This is a genomic window from Flavobacterium urumqiense, from assembly GCF_900108015.1.
Taxonomy (GTDB): Bacteria; Bacteroidota; Bacteroidia; order Flavobacteriales; family Flavobacteriaceae; genus Flavobacterium; species Flavobacterium urumqiense.
The window spans coordinates 564,335-584,381 of sequence record NZ_FNVP01000001.1 but is presented as its reverse complement, the minus strand read 5'-3'; the positions used below and the strand labels follow the sequence as shown (position 1 = coordinate 584,381).

The 20,047-nt window shown below is 34.8% G+C and carries 21 protein-coding genes; 6 read left to right on the top strand and 15 right to left on the bottom strand.

What is annotated here, in order from left to right:
- The first annotated feature begins 226 nt into the window (after positions 1 to 226).
- Complete coding sequence (locus C4S35_RS02605) at positions 227 to 376, top strand: transposase (protein WP_103998661.1); 150 nt, start codon at positions 227 to 229, stop codon at positions 374 to 376.
- Positions 377 to 548: 172 nt separating this feature from the next.
- On the opposite strand, the gene C4S35_RS02600 is transcribed toward C4S35_RS02605, so the two are convergent.
- The 7 genes from C4S35_RS02600 to C4S35_RS02570 form a co-directional block, all read right to left on the bottom strand.
- Positions 549 to 1,064 (bottom strand): DUF2480 family protein, encoded by a 516-nt coding sequence (locus tag C4S35_RS02600; RefSeq protein ID WP_103998660.1) that lies wholly within the window; start codon positions 1,062 to 1,064, stop codon positions 549 to 551.
- A gap of 9 nt (positions 1,065 to 1,073) precedes the next feature.
- Positions 1,074 to 2,906, bottom strand: a complete 1,833-nt coding sequence (locus C4S35_RS02595; RefSeq protein WP_103998659.1) for an ABC transporter ATP-binding protein — start codon at positions 2,904 to 2,906, stop codon at positions 1,074 to 1,076.
- 1 nt (position 2,907) lies between these two features.
- Positions 2,908 to 3,231: an SUF system Fe-S cluster assembly protein gene (locus C4S35_RS02590; protein WP_103998658.1), complete on the bottom strand. Its 324-nt coding sequence runs from the start codon at positions 3,229 to 3,231 to the stop codon at positions 2,908 to 2,910.
- A 205-nt stretch (positions 3,232 to 3,436) separates the two neighbouring features.
- Positions 3,437 to 3,850: a GxxExxY protein gene (locus C4S35_RS02585; protein ID WP_103998657.1), complete on the bottom strand. Its 414-nt coding sequence runs from the start codon at positions 3,848 to 3,850 to the stop codon at positions 3,437 to 3,439.
- A gap of 81 nt (positions 3,851 to 3,931) precedes the next feature.
- Positions 3,932 to 4,351: a SufE family protein gene (locus C4S35_RS02580; RefSeq protein WP_103998656.1), complete on the bottom strand. Its 420-nt coding sequence runs from the start codon at positions 4,349 to 4,351 to the stop codon at positions 3,932 to 3,934.
- A gap of 23 nt (positions 4,352 to 4,374) precedes the next feature.
- Positions 4,375 to 4,809: a hypothetical protein gene (locus C4S35_RS02575; protein ID WP_103998655.1), complete on the bottom strand. Its 435-nt coding sequence runs from the start codon at positions 4,807 to 4,809 to the stop codon at positions 4,375 to 4,377.
- A 12-nt stretch (positions 4,810 to 4,821) separates the two neighbouring features.
- A complete protein-coding gene (locus C4S35_RS02570; RefSeq protein ID WP_103998654.1) occupies positions 4,822 to 6,036 on the bottom strand; it encodes an aminotransferase class V-fold PLP-dependent enzyme in 1,215 nt (404 codons plus the stop codon).
- A gap of 235 nt (positions 6,037 to 6,271) precedes the next feature.
- Between C4S35_RS02570 and C4S35_RS02565 the strand changes: the two genes are divergently transcribed.
- Positions 6,272 to 7,648: a serine hydrolase domain-containing protein gene (locus C4S35_RS02565; RefSeq protein ID WP_103998653.1), complete on the top strand. Its 1,377-nt coding sequence runs from the start codon at positions 6,272 to 6,274 to the stop codon at positions 7,646 to 7,648.
- Between the two features lie 71 nt (positions 7,649 to 7,719).
- Here the strand turns inward: C4S35_RS02565 and sufD are convergent, their stop codons facing one another.
- From sufD to C4S35_RS02530, 7 genes are all read right to left on the bottom strand, one after another.
- A complete protein-coding gene (sufD, locus tag C4S35_RS02560; RefSeq protein ID WP_103998652.1) occupies positions 7,720 to 9,036 on the bottom strand; it encodes a Fe-S cluster assembly protein SufD in 1,317 nt (438 codons plus the stop codon).
- An 82-nt stretch (positions 9,037 to 9,118) separates the two neighbouring features.
- Positions 9,119 to 9,457: a four helix bundle protein gene (locus C4S35_RS02555; protein ID WP_279627768.1), complete on the bottom strand. Its 339-nt coding sequence runs from the start codon at positions 9,455 to 9,457 to the stop codon at positions 9,119 to 9,121.
- 76 nt (positions 9,458 to 9,533) lie between these two features.
- Complete coding sequence (sufC, locus tag C4S35_RS02550) at positions 9,534 to 10,286, bottom strand: Fe-S cluster assembly ATPase SufC (RefSeq protein ID WP_073209233.1); 753 nt, start codon at positions 10,284 to 10,286, stop codon at positions 9,534 to 9,536.
- A gap of 11 nt (positions 10,287 to 10,297) precedes the next feature.
- Positions 10,298 to 10,570 carry a Txe/YoeB family addiction module toxin gene (locus tag C4S35_RS02545; RefSeq protein WP_103998651.1) on the bottom strand — a complete coding sequence of 91 codons (273 nt, stop codon included), beginning with the start codon at positions 10,568 to 10,570 and terminating at the stop codon, positions 10,298 to 10,300.
- Entirely contained in the window at positions 10,561 to 10,764 is a 204-nt protein-coding gene (locus C4S35_RS02540; protein WP_103998650.1) for a DUF2683 family protein, read from the bottom strand. Before C4S35_RS02540 ends, C4S35_RS02545 begins: the two co-directional genes overlap by 10 nt.
- A 20-nt stretch (positions 10,765 to 10,784) precedes the next feature.
- Entirely contained in the window at positions 10,785 to 12,233 is a 1,449-nt protein-coding gene (gene sufB / locus C4S35_RS02535; protein ID WP_103998649.1) for a Fe-S cluster assembly protein SufB, read from the bottom strand.
- 18 nt (positions 12,234 to 12,251) lie between these two features.
- Positions 12,252 to 12,581 carry a HesB/IscA family protein gene (locus C4S35_RS02530; RefSeq protein ID WP_103998648.1) on the bottom strand — a complete coding sequence of 110 codons (330 nt, stop codon included), beginning with the start codon at positions 12,579 to 12,581 and terminating at the stop codon, positions 12,252 to 12,254.
- Positions 12,582 to 12,739: 158 nt separating this feature from the next.
- Here C4S35_RS02530 and C4S35_RS02525 point away from each other — a divergent pair, with 158 nt between their 5' ends.
- The 4 genes from C4S35_RS02525 (at position 12,740) to C4S35_RS02510 (ending at position 19,027) form a co-directional block, all read left to right on the top strand.
- Positions 12,740 to 13,597, top strand: a complete 858-nt coding sequence (locus C4S35_RS02525) for an MBL fold metallo-hydrolase (protein WP_103998647.1) — start codon at positions 12,740 to 12,742, stop codon at positions 13,595 to 13,597.
- A gap of 76 nt (positions 13,598 to 13,673) precedes the next feature.
- Positions 13,674 to 15,299: a S8 family peptidase gene (locus tag C4S35_RS02520; protein WP_103998646.1), complete on the top strand. Its 1,626-nt coding sequence runs from the start codon at positions 13,674 to 13,676 to the stop codon at positions 15,297 to 15,299.
- A gap of 180 nt (positions 15,300 to 15,479) precedes the next feature.
- Complete coding sequence (locus C4S35_RS02515; RefSeq protein WP_103998645.1) at positions 15,480 to 17,093, top strand: S8 family peptidase; 1,614 nt, start codon at positions 15,480 to 15,482, stop codon at positions 17,091 to 17,093.
- 59 nt (positions 17,094 to 17,152) lie between these two features.
- Complete coding sequence (locus C4S35_RS02510) at positions 17,153 to 19,027, top strand: M1 family metallopeptidase (protein WP_103998644.1); 1,875 nt, start codon at positions 17,153 to 17,155, stop codon at positions 19,025 to 19,027.
- 71 nt (positions 19,028 to 19,098) lie between these two features.
- Here the strand turns inward: C4S35_RS02510 and C4S35_RS02505 are convergent, their stop codons facing one another.
- Complete coding sequence (locus tag C4S35_RS02505) at positions 19,099 to 20,037, bottom strand: L-threonine 3-dehydrogenase (protein ID WP_103998643.1); 939 nt, start codon at positions 20,035 to 20,037, stop codon at positions 19,099 to 19,101.
- Positions 20,038 to 20,047 lie beyond the last annotated feature (10 nt).

Genomic DNA, 20,047 nt, shown 5'->3' with positions numbered 1-20,047 from the left:
TAGAAGAATAATCGTCATTTAGAATTTCAACTATTGATTAATTCTATTCTCCTTTATTTCGCTCCTTAAAAACTTTATCTCTATTTTTATTGGCAATAAAGATAAATGATATAGCAAATACTGGTATAAATCCCATAATGGCATAACCGCCTTTCGTATCTATTTTAAAATGGATATACTAATTTAGCTGGGAGATAAAGTTAAGAGAAAAGCTTAATTTTAACATATGAAAACACTCCGTAAAATTTACGATACGGCTTTTAAAGAAAAAGCCGTTGAACTTAGTGATAAAAGATCTAACATTACAGAACTAGCAAGAGAGTTAGGTATTCGAGTTACAATGCTTTACAAATGGCGCAAAGATTATGAAAAATAGGGTGCTGGAAGTTTTCCTGGCAAAGGAATTTTAAAGCAAACCCCAGATCAAAAAACGATAAGTGAGTTAGAAGAAAAACTCAAAGATACTGAACCAGAGCGTGATATATTAAAAAAAACAATAGGCATTTTTTCCAAGAGTCTTAATTAAAGGTAATAAATAAAAAGGTAAATTAATGTTTTTTAGGCGCTTTGTACAAAGGAACCGCAGAACAAGCCTCTCCGTACATGATGCTTTTGGCAAAAGGCTGTAAGTAATGCGCAGCTACTAAGTAAGCCCGCATAGGAACAGGTTTTTTTGAACATCCTTTTATAATAACAGGCTTATTTTCGTAAATGGAATAATCTATTTTCGGCAACAATTCCTCATAAAGAGTAGCGTCCAGATCTTCTAAAGTTCCATTGATGATTTTCTTGGCAAATGGTGCTAATTGAATTGCAACCAAAATAGAAGCCCAAGCCGGAACAATAGCATCAGTACTGCAATTTATTGCCACATATTGATCTTGGTATTGTGACCAATCGTGATTTTTTAATTCCGCTCTAAAGTCTTTTTCTTTTAATAAAAATCCTTCTAAAAGCCATTGTGAAATGTCGATTTGCGTACGAATGCCTTGTGGATAATAATCTTCAAGATCAAAAACTACCAAAATACTATTGGCAACTTTATTTATAATTTCATCTTCCATACCATTTTTTTATTGATAGCCTTCAGCCTGCAGTGTGAACAGTTGGGCGTATAATTTATTGTTTTCCATTAACTCATTATGCGTTCCTGATTCTAAGATCTTACCTTCTTGTAAGACTAAAATGCGGTCTGCCTGTCTCACAGTGCTAAATCTATGAGAAATTATTACACTGGTTTTATCTTTTATTAATCCTATAAACCGTTCAAAAACTTCGCTTTCGGCTTTGGCATCTAGTGCCGATGTGGGCTCGTCTAAAATCATAACCTCAGCGTTTTTCATGTAAGCCCGTGCCAATGCGATTTTTTGCCATTGTCCACCAGATAGTTCCTGACCCTTGGCAAATCGTTTTCCCAGTTGTTGATCGTAGCCATACTTTAATTCAGAAACAACTTCGTTAGCCAAACTCAATTCAGCCGCTTTTTGTATTCGTTCGTAATCATTAATTTCATCAATTTTTCCGATGGCAATATTTTCTTTCACTGAAAATTCATACTTGAAAAAATCCTGAAAAAGGACTCCGAAATATTCCTGATAATCGGCCTTATTATATCGGTTTATATTGATGCCGTCAAGTAAAATTTCACCCGATGTTGGCTCATAAAACCGAAGCAGTAATTTAGTAAGTGTTGTTTTTCCGGCACCATTCTGCCCAACAAATGCTATTTTTTCTCCTGCTTTTATATCAAAACTAATGTCTTTTAATATTTGATTATCAGATTCCGGATAAGCAAAATAGACGTTTTTGAATTCAAATCCGATTTTGATTTTTTCTGGCAACGGAACCTCCTTTATATTTTTATTTTCGGATGGAATGTCAAGAAAATCAAAATAATCTTTCAGATATAAAGAGCTTTCGGATATCCGAGTAAATTTCGAAAAAAAATCTCGCAGACTACTCATTAAACGATTGAAACTCCCGGATAAAAAAGTTAATTCACCAAGTGTAATTCCGCCCGAAAGCACTCTGTAAATTATAAAGACATACGCTGCATAATAGCTTATTGATCCTAAAACATTGAATAAAAACCCATAACTGGAACGTTTTACAACGAGCGATTTATTTAATTTAAAATAGCGCGTTGCAAGGGTTTCAAATCTTTCGACCAGAAAGCTAGTTAATCCAAAAAGCTTAATTTCCTTTGCCGTTTTATCATTGGCGCCAATAAATCTAAGGTAATCCAATTCCCTTCTTTCGGAAGTCCAGCTTCTAGCCAACGAATATTGTTGTTGGCTGAAACGGACTTCATTGATAAAAGACGGAAAAATGCTTAAAATTAATAGGACAATTAAATAAGGTTCAAAATAAATCAACCCTATCACAAGCGAAAAGATAGAAATAGTAGTTTGCGCCTGACCTAAAACATTCGACATTAAATCAACACGACCTGCCGTTTGCGTTCTTGCTCGGTCAAGCTTGTCGTAAAATTCAGAATTTTCAAGCAGACTAATATCGATTTCATTAGTCTTTTTGATGATTTTAATCGAACTATTGATATTGTACTGATCTCCAAGAATTCCATCGGTAAGTGAGATTGCACGACCTACCAAATCAGATGAAACTACAAGCATAAATTCTATTGCCACATAATGCCAAAGCGTAGAATAATCCTTTTGGCCATGTGTTGTAATTTGGATGATGGCATCAAAAATGAGTTTTCCAACCCATAAAATTGCAACGGGCAACAAAGCCGCAACGATTCTGCAAAAAGCTGATGTCAAGAATAACGTTTTGTTAGTACGCCAAATTTCTTTGAAAAAGCGGGGTATAAAAAAAAGCGAATCCAAAGAAGATTTTAATCCAATTTTTTGATCGTTTAAAGATTTGGGTTGAGTCCGCGCCATTTTAAAGCATTCCCAATTCTAATTTTGCTTCTTCACTCATTAAATCTTTGCTCCAAGGCGGATCAAAAGTAATTTCTACTTCAGCGTCTTTTACATTCTCTAATGATTTTACTTTTTCTTCCACTTCTCGTGGTAAACTTTCTGCAACCGGGCAGTTTGGCGATGTAAGAGTCATCAGGATTTTTACTTCAAAATCCGTATTAACCATCACGTCATAAATCAATCCTAATTCGTAAATATCGACAGGAATCTCCGGATCGTAAATAGTTTTTAATATTTTTACGATTGATTCTCCTAATTCAGTTGTGTCTATTTCTTGTGTCATAATTTTTTCTGTTTTTTAAACATATAAGTCATATAAGTTTCTTTATTTAAAGTAAAATGTAAGTATATGTAAGTTTTTATTCTGTTTTAATTTTTAATATATGTGTCTTCATCTAATTTGCTGGTATCACTTATATGTTGACTTTTTAATATTTATTCATGTTTTTTAATCTAGTATGCTAATTTGTTTAAAACAATTTGTTTTTTTAGTCTTCAAGTCGACTATATAATTCATTTACCATTGTTTTTTGACCTTCGTAGAAAATATTTTTCACATTGAAGTTAATCAACAAACCAATTGGCGCATTTAATAAATTCATATAAGTAAGCAATTGTGCTTCATAAATTGGGTTTATTTCATTTACCGATTTTAATTCAACAACAAGAACATTTTCTATAAATAAATCACATCTTAATTTAGATTCTAACTCATGTCCCTTATATTTTAAAGGGACCAATAATTCACAAGAATAATTTATTTTTCGTAACTCTAATTCTTTTTTTAGGCATTGATGATAAACACTTTCCAATAGACCCGGACCTATACTTTTATGAACTTCAATTGCTGCGCCATTAACCTGATAAACTAAATCTTTGAGATAACTCCTTGTTATGTTCATAGCAATCAGCTTTTAATATTGATAAAATAAGTATATGTTTATTTGAATTAAAAAAAACTAATATGACTTATATGTTTAAAATTAATTCTGCGTGCTGAATGCCAAAGCATACATTTTTATATTTTTTATCATCGATACCAATCCGTTTGCGCGTGTTGGAGATAAGTGTTCTTTTAAACCTATTTCGTCAATAAAATTCAGATCGGCTTCCAGAATATCAGACGCTTTTTGATTGGAAAAAGTACGAATTAATATCGCAATAATTCCTTTGGTCAAAATGGCATCGCTATCGGCGGTGAAAACAATTGTATCGTCTTTTTTCTCCCCTTGCAGCCAAACTTTCGATTGGCAACCTTTGATAATGTTGTTTTCGGTTTTAAATTCTTCTTTGATTAAAGGGAGTTTTTTTCCTAGTTCGATGATGTATTCATAGCGTTCCATCCAGTCATCAAACATCGAAAATTCATCAACTATTTCTTCTTGTATGTCTTTAATTTTCATAGCGTGCTGAATTTAGTTCAGTATTATTCTTTTTTTACTAATGCTGTTATTTTGTTTACAAATTTCTTAATTTCTTTTGGTGGGAAGCCATTATCAAAACTAGCAGATTCATATGTTTTATCTTTAAAAGTGATTTTCACGTTGGCAATGGCGGCACCATCATAAAAACGTTTTTGAGTCGGTGCTTTTAATTTTGCCAAACTATCTAATTCCACTGTTTTAAGACAACTTACTAATTCTTTCCAATCGGCATTTGATATTTTTGTAGCGACCGGTTTGTCAGTTCCATTTCTGTCTTTTGAAACAGTCACCATTTGATTTTTGACGGTTATTTTTTGATAAAAGCCTCTCGTATTGGCGGTATATTCAATAACAGCAGATTGAATATCTTGAGCTTTGGCGCTATCGCATCCTTTTCCAAGAAAGATGGTTAAGAATAATAAAGAAAGTATTTTCATAATTTTATTTTTTTAAGATAACATGAGTTGTGCTTTTTTCACTGCTGCAACCATCGCATCAATTTCTTCTTTGGTATTGTAAAAAGCAAATGATGCTCTTATTGTTCCTGGAATACGAAAGAAATTCATGATTGGTTGGGCGCAATGGTGACCCGTTCTTACGGCTATTCCTAATTTGTCAATTATTGTACCAATATCATAGGGATGAATTCCTTCAATATTAAACGAAATTACGGAAGTTTTTTCTTTGGCTGTGCCATAAATTTTCAAACCTTCAATTTCCAGTAATCTTTGGGTTCCATATTCCAATAATTCCTTTTCTTGCTGTTGAATGTTGTCAAAACCAACTTCATTCATATAATCAATGGCGGTTCCCAGAACAATTCCTCCCGCAATATTTGGTGTTCCCGCTTCAAATTTATGAGGCAGTTCCGCATAAGTTGTTTTCTCGAAAGTTACTTCCTTGATCATTTCGCCTCCACCTTGATACGGCGGTAATTTATTCAACCACGCTTCTTTCCCATATAAAATGCCAGTTCCTGTGGGGCCACAAATTTTATGTCCTGAAAATGCATAAAAATCACAATCTAATTCTTGTACATCTGGTTTCAAATGCGGAACGGCCTGCGCTCCATCAATCAAAATAGCTGCTCCTACTTCATGTGCTTTGTCAATCATGTATTTTATAGGATTGACTGTTCCAAGTGCATTCGAAATATGATTTACGGTTACAATTTTAGTTTTGTCCGATAGTAATTTGTCATATTCGGACATAATCAATTCGCCATCTTCATTCATTGGAATTACGCGCAAAGTCGCACCTGTTTTCTCACACAACATTTGCCAAGGCACAATATTACTGTGGTGTTCCAATGCCGAAACTAAAACTTCATCGCCTGGTTTTAAAATCGAAGCAAATCCGTTAGTTACTAAATTAATTCCATGCGTTGTGCCCGAAGTAAAAAGCACTTCGTGAGCGAATTTGGCATTTATATGATTTTGAATTTTCCCTCGGGAATTTTCGTAGGCATCAGTTGCTAATTGACTCAAAGTATGAACGCCGCGATGAATATTGGCATTAATCTCCTGATAATATTTTGAAATTGCATCAATCACCACTTGGGGTTTTTGCGAAGTAGCTCCGTTGTCGAAATAAACCAGTGGTTTCCCGTTTACTTTCTGTGAAAGAATTGGGAAGTCGGCTCTAATTTTATTAATGTCTAACATGTGTCTGCTTTTTTTAATGTTTTATTGGTCCGAAAGAACGCCAATACTAAACATTTTTTTAGATATACTAATTTGAAATTAGCCTTTCATTATTTAGAATTTTTCTAAATACAAAAGTAGTGAAATTGGAATTAATTTTTGGCAAACAGTTGTTAATAAAAGTTGATTTTCTCAATCGTGTATTGGTTTAAAAAATGTGCTTCTTTTTTATTAAATTGCTTCAAATTAATTCTCTATGAAAAAATTCTTTAAGTTCGTTGGTTTTGCCTTTTTTATCGGAATCTTTTATTTTGGATTCACCACCTATCCAAAACTGGATTTAATTTCTGGCTTTTCAGCCAAAAGTATGGCTTCGGGGCATTTTATTGATAATCGTTCCCAAGAAATGATAGAGAAAGGGGACAACGATATCAATATGATTGATTTGGCCAGAAACAAAATTGAAGACATGGGAAAATTTGCCGCTGCTTCGGTTTATGGTTTGAAAGAACGAAAAGCGATTTACCGCGAAGGTTTGGGAGCCACTTTAATCAGCGATGATTTTGATGTTTCAAAACCGTATGAGGTACCCAAAAGAACAAAATTGAACAATAATTTACCTTTTCCGTATGGAAATAAGAAACCCAAAGACACCATTTTTAGTAACGTTGATTATACTAAATTGAATGCGGCTGTCGCCAATGCTTTTGATAAAAACGGTGACTCGAGCCTAAAAGGCGAACCAGCGAAGCAAATCCAAAAAAGAACACGTTCCCTTTTGGTAATTTATAAAGACAAAATCATTGCCGAAAAGTACGATGTCGGTTTTGATAAAAATAGTAAAATATTGGGTTGGTCTATGACCAAAAGTATTACCAGCGCCATGTTTGGAATTCTTCAAAAACAAGGTAAATACGACATCTACCATCCCGCTCCGATTGCAGAATGGCAAAATGATGAACGTAAAAAGATCACCACAAATGATTTGCTTCACATGAATTCCGGTTTGGAATGGGAAGAGAAATACGATAAAATTTGTGATGCCACCAAAATGCTTTTTCAGGCTGAAAATATGTGTCGCGTTCAATTAGAAAAACCAGCAGCTTTCAATCCGAATAAGCATTGGAATTATTCGTCTGGAACAACGAATTTGCTTTCGGGGATTTTACGACAACAATTCAAAACGCATCAGGAATATTTGGATTTTTGGTATTCGGCTTTAATTGATAAAATAGGAATGAACTCTATGGTAATCGAAACGGATATGGCGGGGAATTACGTAGGTTCCTCTTATGGTTGGGCAACGACTAGAGACTGGTCAAAATTTGGGTTGTTGTATTTGCACAAAGGCAACTGGAACGGAGAACAAATTTTAGACGAAAGTTGGGTGAAATATACCGCAACCCCAACGAATACGTCTAACGGAAGATACGGTGCGCACTTTTGGCTTAACGCCAGCGGACATTACCCCGATGTTCCAAGAGATATGTATTATTGCAGCGGTTTTCAAGGACAAATGGTGGCGATTATTCCGTCACTTGATTTAGTGATTGTAAGAATGGGCTTGAAAGAAGATCCTGAATTTGATTTTAATGGAATGTTAAGTGGGATTATTGGGAGTTTACAGAAGTAATCGTATTAAAAAACCCTGTCAGAGTTTTAAACTCTGACAGGGTTGCTATGACAACTTTTACTTAGTATTAACTACAAATCAAATCCTATTTTCACGCCTAATTTCGTAGCGATAATTTTGGTGATTCGTTGTTTCAATTCCGGTATTTTGATACTTTCTATAACGGCATTCGAAAATGCATACATTAATAATGCTTTTGCTTCTTTTTTAGGAATTCCGCGTTGTTGCATGTAGAACATTGCCGTTTCGTCCAATTGTCCAACGGTACAACCGTGAGAACATTTTACATCATCAGCAAAAATTTCCAATTGCGGTTTTGCGTTTATAGTCGCTTTGTCGCTCAATAAAATGTTATTGCTTTTTTGGAACGCATTTGTTTTTTGTGCTTCTTTCTCTACATACACTTTTCCGTTGAAAACACCTGTAGAACGATCGGAATAGATTCCTTTATAATCCTGAAAACTTTCGCAATTTGGAGTGGAATGTTGCACTAGAGTATAATGGTCTACGTGTTGTTTTTCACCAATAATTGTTATTCCGTTCAACGTACTTGTCAATCGTTCCCCAAAATGATAAAAATTCAAATTGTTTCTTGTTAAGTTCCCTCCAAAAGAGAACGTATGTACTGAAACGTGACTTTCTTGTTTCTGAGAAACATAGGTGTTATCGATTAGATTTGCTTCAAGCGTATCGTTTTGAATTTTGTAATAATCAACGATAGCACGTTTTTGAGCAAAAATCTCGGTTACGGAATTCGTTAGGACCGGATTCTCGTTTAAACTTTGATGACGCTCGATAATTTGAACATGTGAATTTTCACCAACAATCACCAAGTTTCTTGGTTGAACCAAAAGAGCCGCTTCGTTTCCAGTTGAGAAATACATAATTTCAATAGGCTTATCGGTCACTTTACTTTTTGGAATATGGATATACGCTCCTTCATTGGCGAAAGCCGTATTCAAAGAAGTTAAACTTTCGTCCTTACTGGCAATTTGATTAAAGTAAGTATCAATAATCATTTTATATTTTGGTTTATTTAATGCCGATGACATCAAACAAACATCAACTCCGTCGTGTGTTGTTGACGATAAATGCGAACTGAAAACACCATCAATAAACACTACTTTGTAAGTGTCTACTTCGTGCAAAAAGTATTTTTTTACATGGTTGAATTCAATTGCATTTTCTTCCTTTGAAAAAACGGTAAAGTCATTTTTTAAGATAGCGTTTAGCGAAGTGTACTTCCAAGCTTCGTCTTTTTTAGTTGGGAAACCTTTATTTTCAAAGTTTTTTATGGCTGAAGTTCTTACATCATGAAGTTCGGAGTGAACATCGATGCGCTCTTCAAAAGCCATAAAAGACGATAGTAATTTTTCTTTTAAATCCATTTTAATTTAAGTCTTAAAGTCTTAAAGTCGAATGTCTAAAAGTCGAATGTGTGGAAATTTTCGAATTTTAGACTTTCAAAATTTAGCCTTTTGATAAATATTTAATAAAACCACTTAACAATTTTGATATTTCTGTTACTGATTCTAAAAGTTTTTCAAATTCTTCATTAGTAATATAATCTAAATCAAATGCTAAATATAATTGAGAACGAACTTCTCCAGCGGAAGCTTTTACAACGTATAAAAAGTAAACAAACTCTTTGTCAGTATTTCTCTCAAAACCTTCAGCGATATTTGATGATGTAGAAATTGAAGCTCGTCTAATTTGTCTAATGAAATCAAAGTCTTTCTTGAAATTTGTATTTTCAGTAATTTGGTAAATTCTTTTATTAAAAACTCTTGCTTTTTGCCAAGAATTAATTTCTTCGAAAGAATTAAATTTCCCAATTACTTTTTTCTTTTGACTTTATGACCTTAGACTTTTGACTATTTTAATTTTAAGCTTCTTGTTCTTGTTTAATCCAATCGTATCCTTTTTCTTCCAATTCGTGTGCTAATTCTTTTCCGCCGGATTTTACAATTTTTCCGTTGTACAATACGTGAACAAAATCAGGAACGATATAGTCTAATAATCTTTGGTAGTGCGTTATAACTACGATTGCATTTTTGTCACTTTTTAGTTTGTTAACGCCATTTGCAACAATCCTTAACGCATCAATATCAAGTCCAGAATCAGTTTCATCAAGAATTGCCAATTTTGGTTCCAACATCGCCATTTGGAAAATCTCGTTACGTTTTTTTTCTCCACCAGAAAAACCTTCGTTTAGAGAACGAGAAAGAAATTTTCTGTCGATTTCTAATAATTCTGATTTTTCACGAATCACTTTCAGCATATCTTTAGCCGGCATTTCCTCCAGACCGTTTGCTTTACGCGTTTCGTTGATGGCTGTTCTCATGAAATTCGTTACCGAAACTCCTGGGATCTCCACTGGATATTGGAACGAAAGAAAAACTCCTTTGTGTGCTCTTTCCTCTGGTGCCAATTCAGAAAGGTCTTCTCCGTCTAAAGAGATTTCACCTGCGGTTACTTCGTAGTTTTCGTTTCCAGCAATGATGGACGCTAACGTACTTTTTCCGGCACCGTTTGGTCCCATTATCGCGTGAATTTCTCCTGCTTTTACTTCGAGGTTAATCCCTTTTAATATTTCTTTATCCCCAATAGAGGCATGTAAATTTTTTATACTTAACATATTGTCTTTGTTTATTCGTAATGACCTTTTAGTGATAAAATGTCTAATATTTCAATTGTATTTTCTTCGATAACTTTATATATAATGCGATGTTCTTCATTTATTCTTCTTGACCATTTTCCAGAAAGTTGGTATTTCAATTGTTCCGGCTTTCCGATTCCTTCAAAAGGATGTAGTTGAATGTCCTCTATTAAATCTGTGATTTTATTTAAGATGTTTTTATTTCCAGATTTAATCCAAAAATCTAAATCTTTTTTTGCTTTAGTCGTAAATACTATTTGCATAAAGCACGTATTTCTTCCATCGTCATTTTTATCCCTTTCCCGTCTTTAATACTTTGTTCTGCTTCTAAAATTTCTTTTACAAACTCAGGGTTGTATGATTTTTCTTGTTTTATAATTTCAAATCCAAGTGATTTTGCCAATGATTTTAAGACTGGAAAATCTTTTTTCTTTACATTTTTTAAAATAAAGTCCATAACTATTTAAATTTAAAAGATTAACCTACAGAACCTTCTAACGAAATTTCTAATAATTTTTGTGCTTCTACTGCGAATTCCATTGGTAACTTATTCAATACATCTTTACTGAAACCGTTTACGATTAACGCAATAGCTTTTTCAGTTGGAATTCCACGTTGGTTGCAATAGAAAACTTGGTCTTCTCCAATTTTACTTGTAGTAGCCTCATGTTCGATTTTTGCCGATGGGTTTTTACTTTCGATATAAGGGAAAGTATGCGCTCCGCAATTGTTTCCCATTAATAAGGAGTCGCATTGCGAAAAGTTTCTAGCATTATCTGCATTTGGTCCAATTTTAACTAAACCTCTATAGCTGTTTTGTGATTTTCCGGCAGAAATTCCTTTAGAAATAATGGTCGATTTAGTATTTTTACCTAAATGGATCATTTTTGTTCCCGTATCCGCTTGTTGAAAATTATTGGTTACGGCAATCGAATAAAATTCGCCTGTTGAATTGTCTCCTTTTAAAATAACGGATGGGTATTTCCAAGTTATAGCGGAACCGGTTTCTACTTGTGTCCAAGAAATTTTCGCGTTTTTCTCGCAAATTCCTCTTTTAGTTACAAAATTGAAAACACCACCTTTTCCTTCTTTATTTCCAGGATACCAGTTTTGTACGGTTGAATATTTGATTTCGGCATCGTCTAAAGCGATTAATTCCACTACCGCAGCGTGCAACTGGTTTTCATCACGACTTGGAGCGGTACAACCTTCAAGGTAACTTACATAACTGCCTTCATCGGCAATTAATAATGTTCTTTCAAACTGCCCAGTTCCTGCTTGATTGATTCTAAAATAAGTAGAAAGTTCCATTGGGCAACGAACGCCTTTAGGAATATAACAGAAAGATCCGTCAGAGAAAACGGCCGAATTCAGCGCGGCATAAAAGTTGTCTTTTTGCGGTACAACGGTTCCTAAATATTTTCGAACTAATTCTGGATGTTCTTTTATGGCTTCAGAAATACTCATAAAGATAATTCCTTTTTCGCCTAATGTTTTCTTGAAAGTAGTCGCTACAGAAACTGAATCAACGACAATATCCATCGCTACATTATTCATCATCTTTTGCTCATCGACAGAGATACCTAACTTTTTGTACATTTCTAAAAGTTCAGGATCTACATCGTCCAATGTTTTATTAGGATCCACGGCTTTTGGCGCTGAATAATAAGAAATAGCCTGAAAATCTGGTTTGGTGTAATGCACATTAGCCCATTCAGGCTCTGTCATTTGCTCCCAAGCACGAAAAGCCTCAAGGCGCCAATCGGTCATCCATTGAGGTTCTCCTTTTTTTTGTGAAATAGCGCGAACGATATCTTCATTTAAACCAACAGGAAACGTTTCTGATTCTAAGTCGGTGTAAAATCCGTATTCATATTCTTTAGTTTCGAGTTCGATTTTTAAGTCGTCTTCGGTATATTTTGACATATTTTTTTTTTTAATGTTTTACAGAGAAAATGATTCTCCGCATCCACAAGTTCTATTCGCATTTGGATTATTAAAAACAAACCCTTTACCATTAATTCCTCCTGAGAATTCTAAAATTGTCCCGGCTAAATAGAGGAACGATTTTTTTTCTACGGCAATCGTTATATCGTTATCAATGAAGATTTTATCATCTTCGCTTTTTGTTTTATCAAATTTTAAATCATAAGATAATCCAGAACATCCGCCGCTTTTTACACCAACTCTTACGTAGTCGATTGCAGCATCAAAACCATCATCTTTCATTAGATCGATGATTTTCTTTTTTGCAGTATCAGAAACTTTTATCATATCGTTATTTTGATTTTGTCTAAATTAACGACAAAGATACTATATAAAAACCTTTTTCCATAATTGATAACATTTATATAACTAATCATAAAATAGAAAAAACCTATTTTGGTTCACTGTATTTCCTAAATTTGTTATATATTGAAAAAAAGTAAAAAATGAAACTATATCCTATTGAAACTGGAAATTTTAAACTTGATGGAGGCGCTATGTTTGGTGTTGTGCCAAAAACCATTTGGAATAAAACAAATCCTGCAGATGAAAATAATTTAATTGACATTGCTGCCCGCTGTTTATTAATTGAAGATGGAAACCAATTAATTTTGATTGATACCGGAATGGGAAACAAACAATCCGATAAATTTTTTGGGTATTATTCGCTTTGGGGAGCGCATTCCATGGATAAATCGTTAGCTAAATTTGGCTTTCATCGCGATGATATTACGGATGTTTTTATGACGCATTTGCATTTTGACCATTGCGGTGGTAGCGTACAATGGAATAACGACAAAACGGGCTACGAACCGGCGTTTAAAAACGCTAAATTCTGGAGTAACGACAGTCACTGGGAGTGGGCTACAAAACCAAATCTCAGAGAAAAAGCATCTTTTCTATCAGAGAATATTTTACCAATGCAGGAAAGCGGCCAGTTGAATTTCATCAAAAGACCCGAAGGCGATTTTCTTGAAAAATCGGAATTGGGTTTTGGTATTTTCTTTGCTGATGGTCACACCGAGAAACAGATGCTTCCTCAAATTCAATATCAGGATAAAACGATTGTTTTTTGTGCTGATTTATTGGCGACAGCCGGACACGTTCCTATTCCTTATGTGATGGGTTATGACACTAGACCATTATTGACTATGCCCGAAAAAGCAAAATTCCTAAATGTAGCGGCTGATAATAATCACTATTTATTTTTAGAACACGATGCGCATAACGAAATTATTACCGTAGAAAAAACGGAAAAAGGAGTTCGCTTGAAGGAACGATTTACGTGTGATGATATTTTTTAAAACAAGGTTAAACCTAAAAATTTTTGTAACAAAATAATATAGTTTAGACAAATATTAAAACTTAACATAATTTTCAATGAATAGTATTAAACCAATTTATTTATCTGCATTTGCACTTTTAATTCTAGCAGGATGTGGCGCTTCAAAGCAAATTTCTAATTCTAATTCAGCACTTACAGCCATAAGTGCACCTTTAAACATTACTAAAAAGGCCCCTATAAATGAAAACGATTTAAAACGTTGGAGTCATTTAGATATCGTAAAAGATACTATTCCAGGAATGAGCGTTGACAGAGCCTACGCCGAATTATTGAAAAATAAAAAAGGAGTAAAAGTTATTGTTGGAATTGTAGATTCAGGAGTGGATATCGAACATCAAGATTTGAAATCTGTAGTTTGGACCAATAAAAAAGAAATTGCCGGAAACGGAATTGACGATGACAAAAACGGATATATCGATGATATTCACGGTTGGAATTTCCTTGGAAATATCACCAAAGAGAATTTGGAATACGAACGAATCATCAAAAATAAAAACCTAGTTGATGAAGTAACATATCAAGCGGCAAAAGCGTTAAATGATAAAAAGATTGCCGATGCTACAATGGGAAAAGCCCGAACGGAACAAATGATTGCAACCCTAAATGAAAGCGATGCTACTTTGGTAAAATATTTTGGAAAATCAGTTTACACAATTGATGAGGTGAAAGCAATTGTTTCACAAGAGCCAGAAATGCAAAAAAGCAAAGCTGCGATGCAACAAATGCTTTCGTATAATTTGCCAATTGCAGACCTGAAAGTTGCGGTACAAAAACAATTGGATGGTTTTAATGCACTTCTAAACGGGGACAACCTAAAAACCGATTATAGAAAAGTTGTGGGTGATAACCCAGAAGATATAACCGACACAAAATACGGAAATAACAATGTTATGGGACCAGACAAGAATGAAATTCTTCATGGAACGCACGTTGCCGGAATTGTTGCTCAAACTAGAAACAACACATTAGGTGGAGACGGAATAGCTAACAACGTTGAAATCTTAACTGTTCGTGCTGTACCAGACGGAGATGAGTACGATAAAGATATTGCACTTGGAATTCGTTACGCAGTTGATAACGGTGCCAAAGTAATTAACGGAAGTTTTGGAAAAAGCTTTTCACCACATAAACAATGGGTTTATGATGCGATCAAATATGCCGAGAAAAAAGATGTGTTAATTGTTCATGCAGCTGGGAATGATGCAAAAGATATCGATACTGAAAACAATTTTCCTAACGATTCTGAAGACAAAGTAACGGAGTTTGCTGACAATGTAATCACAATTGGAGCATTAAACTTTGAATACGGAAACAAAGTCGTTGCACGATTTTCTAATATTGGAAAAGTTAATGTAGACGTTTTTGCTCCAGGAGTAAAAATTTACGCTACAACACCAAATGACACTTACAAATACCTTCAAGGGACCTCAATGGCTTCGCCTAATGTTGCCGGAGTTGCGGCATTAATTCGTTCATATTACCCAAAATTATCCGCGCAACAAGTAAAACACATTTTGATGGATTCAGGAGTGGCGATCACAACAGATGTTATTGTTGGAGGAAAAGCTGCTGACACGCGCTCTTTTACCGCGCTTTCTAAATCAGGAAAAATAGTAAATGCTTACAATGCTTTACTGATGGCAGAAAAAATGTCTAAATAATAGTTTCAAATTTTTATAAATGGAAGGGCAATTTGTCCTTCCATTTTTATTTTAACCAATTTGTAAAACGCTTTCATTTATTTTTTTACATTCGTCAAATCTTAACAGAGTGTTAATCCATCTATATTCTGTTGTAAAAAGACATAATTTAGGCCCGCATTTAATTTTAAAAATTTATAAATGAATACGATTAAACCAATATATTTTTCTGCCATTGCTTTTTTTGCATTAACGGCATGTAGCGCTCAAAAACAAGTTTCTAAAACTACTGCGCCTATAACAGTAAGTTCTCCTCTAATTATTAAGAAAGTTGCTCCAATAAGTGATGCTAAATTAAAACGCTGGAGTCATTTAGATTTAGCGAAAGATACGATTCCCGGAATGAGCGTTGATAAAGCATATTCCGAATTGTTAAAAAACAAAAAAGGGGTAAAAGTTATCGTAGGAATTGTGGATTCAGGAGTTGATATTGATCATGAAGACTTAAAATCAGTGATTTGGACCAATACCAAAGAAATTGCTGGTAACGGAATTGACGATGATAAAAATGGGTTTATCGATGATATTCACGGTTGGAATTTCCTAGGTGATTCGGGATTTGAAAATTTAGAGATGACCCGTATTTTGAAAAAAGCAGATGATGGTTCAGTGACGTATAAAAATGCTAAAGCGGATTATGAAAAGAAGTACAAAGAAGCATTGGAAGGGAAACAACAAGTAGATTTTCTTTTGAATACCAATAAAACAATTCAAACCTATTTAAAGAAAGACAATTATACTCTTGAAGAATTGAACGCAATTGTCACTACTGATGAAGCTTTGAATAAAAGCAAAATGATTATGACTCGTGTTATTGCGCAGTCAGGTCCAAAATTTAGCGCTGATATCGAAGAATACAGAAAATATGTTTACGACCAATTAAATTACAATTTAAACAAAGAATTTAACGGTAGAAAATCAGTTGGTGATAATCCGGATGACATAAATGACACTAAATACGGTAACAATGTAGTTTACGGACCGGATAAAGAAGAAGCCTTGCACGGAACCCACGTTGCAGGAATTATTGCGCAAGTAAGAGATAACAGTATTGGCGGTGACGGAGTAGCTAACAATGTTGAAATTATGGCGGTAAGAGCTGTTCCTAATGGTGACGAATACGATAAAGACATTGCTTTAGCGATACGTTATGCAGTAGATAATGGTGCGAAAGTAATCAACGGAAGTTTTGGAAAAAGCTATTCTCCACACAAGCAATGGGTTTTTGATGCTATAAAATATGCTGAAAAGAAAGATGTCTTGTTTGTACATGCATCTGGAAACGATGGAAATGATATTGATTTAGAAAAAAACATCAATTTTCCAAATGATTCTGAAGACAACAAAATCGAGTTTGCCAGCAATGTTCTTACGGTTGGAGCGTTAAATAATGTTTATGGCCCAACTGTGGTGGCGCCATTTTCTAATTACGGTTCCATCAATGTAGATTTATATGCTCCAGGAATGGAAATTTATGCTTCAGTTCCAAATAACAAATATAAATACGAGCAGGGAACATCTATGGCTTCGCCAAATGCAGCCGGAGTTGCAGCATTAGTTCGTTCCTATTATCCTAAATTATCAGCAAAGCAAGTAAAACAAATCTTAATGGATTCTGGAACACCATTGCCAGCGTCAGTAGAATTAGGGGAGAATAATGAGAAAAAATCGGCAGCTGATACTTCAAAATCAGGAAAAATGATCAATGCTTATAATGCCTTGATTTTGGCGAATGCATTATCTAAAAATATTTAAAAAATAATTTACTAATCCAATGGAAGGATGCCCTTCTTCCATTTTTTATTACAAAAATGATGAGAAAACTCTTTTTACTATCTTTTATCACGCTTAACTTTTGTGCGGCATTTGCCCAAAGTGCTGGGTATTGGCAACAACACGTCGATTATAAAATGGACGTGACCATGAACGTCAAAAATTACCAATACAAAGGAAAACAGGAATTGGTTTACACCAATAATTCTGCAGATACTTTGAAAAAAGTATTTTACCATTTGTATCCAAATGCATTCCAACCCGGGAGCGAGATGGATGCCAGAATCCAGACGATTAAAGATCCGGATGCCAGAATGGTCAATAAAATAAAAGTGGATGGCAAAGATGTAAAAGAAAGCCGAATCAAAAATTTGAAACCAAATGAAATTGGGTTTTTGACTATCACTAATTTCAAACAAGACGGAGTTAGTGCTGTTGCAAAAACGGTAGGAACGATTCTCGAAGTTACTTTGGCAAAGCCAATATTACCCAACTCAAAAACTACTTTTACGTTGGATTTTGACGGTCAGGTTCCCGTTCAAATTCGTCGTTCGGGCAGAAATAATATAGAAGGAGTTGAATTGTCAATGTCACAATGGTACCCGAAAATTGCTGAATTTGATTTTGAAGGGTGGCATGCAGATCCTTATATCGCCAGAGAATTTCATGGTGTATGGGGTAATTTTGATGTGAATATTACTATTGATGCAGCCTATACTTTAGGAGGTTCCGGTTATTTGCAGAACCAAAATGAAATTGGGAAAGGATATCAAGATGCCGGAGTTGTGGTGGTATATCCAAAGAAAACGAAAACACTGACTTGGCATTTTGTAGCGCCAATGGTACATGATTTTACTTGGGCTGCGGATAAAAATTACATACATGATGTGGTAAAAGGACCTAATAATGTTGACTTGCATTTCTTGTATAAAAACAATCCTAAGACCGCAGAAAACTGGAAAAAGCTAGAACCTTTAATGGTTAATGTAATGGATTTTTACAATAAGAAAATTGGGGATTATCCATACAAGCAATACTCCTTTATACAAGGTGGCGATGGCGGAATGGAATATGCCATGTGTACGTTGATGTTAGGAAACGGAACTCTGGAAGGAATTTTAGGTACCGCAACGCACGAGCTGGGACATTCTTGGTTTCAACATATTTTAGCTTCAAATGAATCGAAACACCCTTGGATGGATGAAGGATTCACCACTTATGTAGAAGATTTTGTGCTGAACGAAATGGCGGTTAAAAAAGAAGAAAATCCATTCAAAGGGAATTATGCCGCCTATTATAAGTTAGTAGAATCAGGGAAAGAGCAACCACAAACCACGCATGGCGATCGTTACGATGAAAATAGGCCGTATAGTATTTCATCTTATGTGAAAGGTAGTATTTTCTTATCGCAATTAGGTTATGTAATTGGACAAGATAACTTGGCAAAAACGATAAAGAGATATTACCACGATTTCAAGTTCAAGCATCCTACGCCAAATGACATCAAAAGAACGGCTGAAAGGGTTTCTGGAGCAAATTTAGATTGGTATTTGGTGGATTGGGCCGAAAGCACAAACACGATTGACTACGGTATCGCAGCCGTAAAAGACAATGCCGATAAAACGGTTGTAACTTTAGAAAGAATAGGCAGAATGCCAATGCCAATTGATTTGACAGTAGAATATACGGATGGGACAACAGAAAGTTTTTACGTTCCGTTGCACATGATGAGTTTCGAAAAAGAAAATCCTAATCCGGCTGTAAAAAGAACGGTTTTAAAGAATTGGACTTGGGCGCATCCTACGTATGAGTTTGCTATTTCTAAACCAAAAACGACTATCAAGAAAATCAGCATCGATCCAAGCGGATTAATGGCCGATGTGAAACAAGCCAATAATGTTTATGAAATAAAGTAAGGCTTTATCAAAATCAAAAAAAGTCTAGTTTTAAACTAGACTTTTTTTTGTGCTTATTTTTTTATGGAGAATTATTTCAAATGCTCCAACATATCCACTGTCATTGATTCCAAATCAAATTCATGTTTCCAGTTCCAGTCTTTTCTGGCGTCGGCATCATCGATACTCGCTGGCCAGCTGTCGGCTATTTTTTGACGAAAGTCCGGTTTGTAAGTAACGGAGAATTCAGGAATGTGTTTTTTGATTTCGGCAGCAATTTCTGTCGGGGTAAAACTCATAGCGGCCAGATTATAAGCAGAACGAATTTTTATTTGTTCGGCTGGCGCTTGCATAATTTGTATCGTTGCTGCAATGGCATCATCCATATACATCATTGGCATTTTGGTTTCAGAAGATAAAAAACATTCGTATTTTCCGTCACTTAACGCCTTGTGATAAATATCTACCGCATAATCAGTCGTTCCGCCACCCGGAGGTGATGACCAGCTTATTAATCCCGGATAACGTACGCTTCGAACATCTACGCCAAATATATTATGGTAATATTCGCACCATCTTTCGCCGGCTTGTTTACTGATTCCGTAAACCGTTGAAGGTTCCATGATGGTGTATTGTGGAGTATTTTCTTTAGGAGTCGTTGGACCAAAAACAGCAATGCTGGAAGGCCAGAATATCTTTTTTATTTTTTTGGCTTTCGCCAAATTCAAAACGTGAAATAAAGAATTCATGTTCAAATCCCAAGCAAAAGCAGGGTTTTTCTCGGCTGTTGCCGATAATAATGCGGCCATTAAATAAATTTCATCAATTTGATGAATTTCGACAAGATGCTCAATCTGATTGAAATCTAATGCGTTTACTACTTCAAAAGGACCGGAATTAACCACATCAGTATTTAGTTTTCGAATATCGGAAGCAATTACATTATCGGTTCCGTATAGTTGTCGAAGTTTATGGGTAAGCTCCGTTCCAATTTGTCCGCAAGCGCCTATAATCAATATTTTAGTACTCATTTTGTCTGTT

What these genes read in the sequence shown, in the direction of transcription:
- C4S35_RS02575 (WP_103998655.1), bottom strand. Translation starts at nt 4,809, where the DNA reads ATGAAAATACTTTCTTTATTATTCTTAACCATCTTTCTTGGAAAAGGA.
- C4S35_RS02530 (WP_103998648.1), bottom strand. Translation starts at nt 12,581, where the DNA reads ATGATAAAAGTTTCTGATACTGCAAAAAAGAAAATCATCGATCTAATG.
- C4S35_RS02515 (WP_103998645.1), top strand. Translation starts at nt 15,480, where the DNA reads ATGAATACGATTAAACCAATATATTTTTCTGCCATTGCTTTTTTTGCA.
- C4S35_RS02505 (WP_103998643.1), bottom strand. Translation starts at nt 20,037, where the DNA reads ATGAGTACTAAAATATTGATTATAGGCGCTTGCGGACAAATTGGAACG.
- C4S35_RS02520 (WP_103998646.1), top strand. Translation starts at nt 13,674, where the DNA reads ATGAATAGTATTAAACCAATTTATTTATCTGCATTTGCACTTTTAATT.
- C4S35_RS02540 (WP_103998650.1), bottom strand. Translation starts at nt 10,764, where the DNA reads ATGGACTTTATTTTAAAAAATGTAAAGAAAAAAGATTTTCCAGTCTTA.
- sufC (WP_073209233.1), bottom strand. Translation starts at nt 10,286, where the DNA reads ATGTTAAGTATAAAAAATTTACATGCCTCTATTGGGGATAAAGAAATA.
- C4S35_RS02545 (WP_103998651.1), bottom strand. Translation starts at nt 10,570, where the DNA reads ATGCAAATAGTATTTACGACTAAAGCAAAAAAAGATTTAGATTTTTGG.
- sufD (WP_103998652.1), bottom strand. Translation starts at nt 9,036, where the DNA reads ATGGATTTAAAAGAAAAATTACTATCGTCTTTTATGGCTTTTGAAGAG.
- C4S35_RS02565 (WP_103998653.1), top strand. Translation starts at nt 6,272, where the DNA reads ATGAAAAAATTCTTTAAGTTCGTTGGTTTTGCCTTTTTTATCGGAATC.
- C4S35_RS02600 (WP_103998660.1), bottom strand. Translation starts at nt 1,064, where the DNA reads ATGGAAGATGAAATTATAAATAAAGTTGCCAATAGTATTTTGGTAGTT.
- sufB (WP_103998649.1), bottom strand. Translation starts at nt 12,233, where the DNA reads ATGTCAAAATATACCGAAGACGACTTAAAAATCGAACTCGAAACTAAA.
- C4S35_RS02605 (WP_103998661.1), top strand. Translation starts at nt 227, where the DNA reads ATGAAAACACTCCGTAAAATTTACGATACGGCTTTTAAAGAAAAAGCC.
- C4S35_RS02585 (WP_103998657.1), bottom strand. Translation starts at nt 3,850, where the DNA reads ATGAACATAACAAGGAGTTATCTCAAAGATTTAGTTTATCAGGTTAAT.
- C4S35_RS02525 (WP_103998647.1), top strand. Translation starts at nt 12,740, where the DNA reads ATGAAACTATATCCTATTGAAACTGGAAATTTTAAACTTGATGGAGGC.
- C4S35_RS02595 (WP_103998659.1), bottom strand. Translation starts at nt 2,906, where the DNA reads ATGGCGCGGACTCAACCCAAATCTTTAAACGATCAAAAAATTGGATTA.
- C4S35_RS02570 (WP_103998654.1), bottom strand. Translation starts at nt 6,036, where the DNA reads ATGTTAGACATTAATAAAATTAGAGCCGACTTCCCAATTCTTTCACAG.
- C4S35_RS02580 (WP_103998656.1), bottom strand. Translation starts at nt 4,351, where the DNA reads ATGAAAATTAAAGACATACAAGAAGAAATAGTTGATGAATTTTCGATG.
- C4S35_RS02510 (WP_103998644.1), top strand. Translation starts at nt 17,153, where the DNA reads ATGAGAAAACTCTTTTTACTATCTTTTATCACGCTTAACTTTTGTGCG.
- C4S35_RS02590 (WP_103998658.1), bottom strand. Translation starts at nt 3,231, where the DNA reads ATGACACAAGAAATAGACACAACTGAATTAGGAGAATCAATCGTAAAA.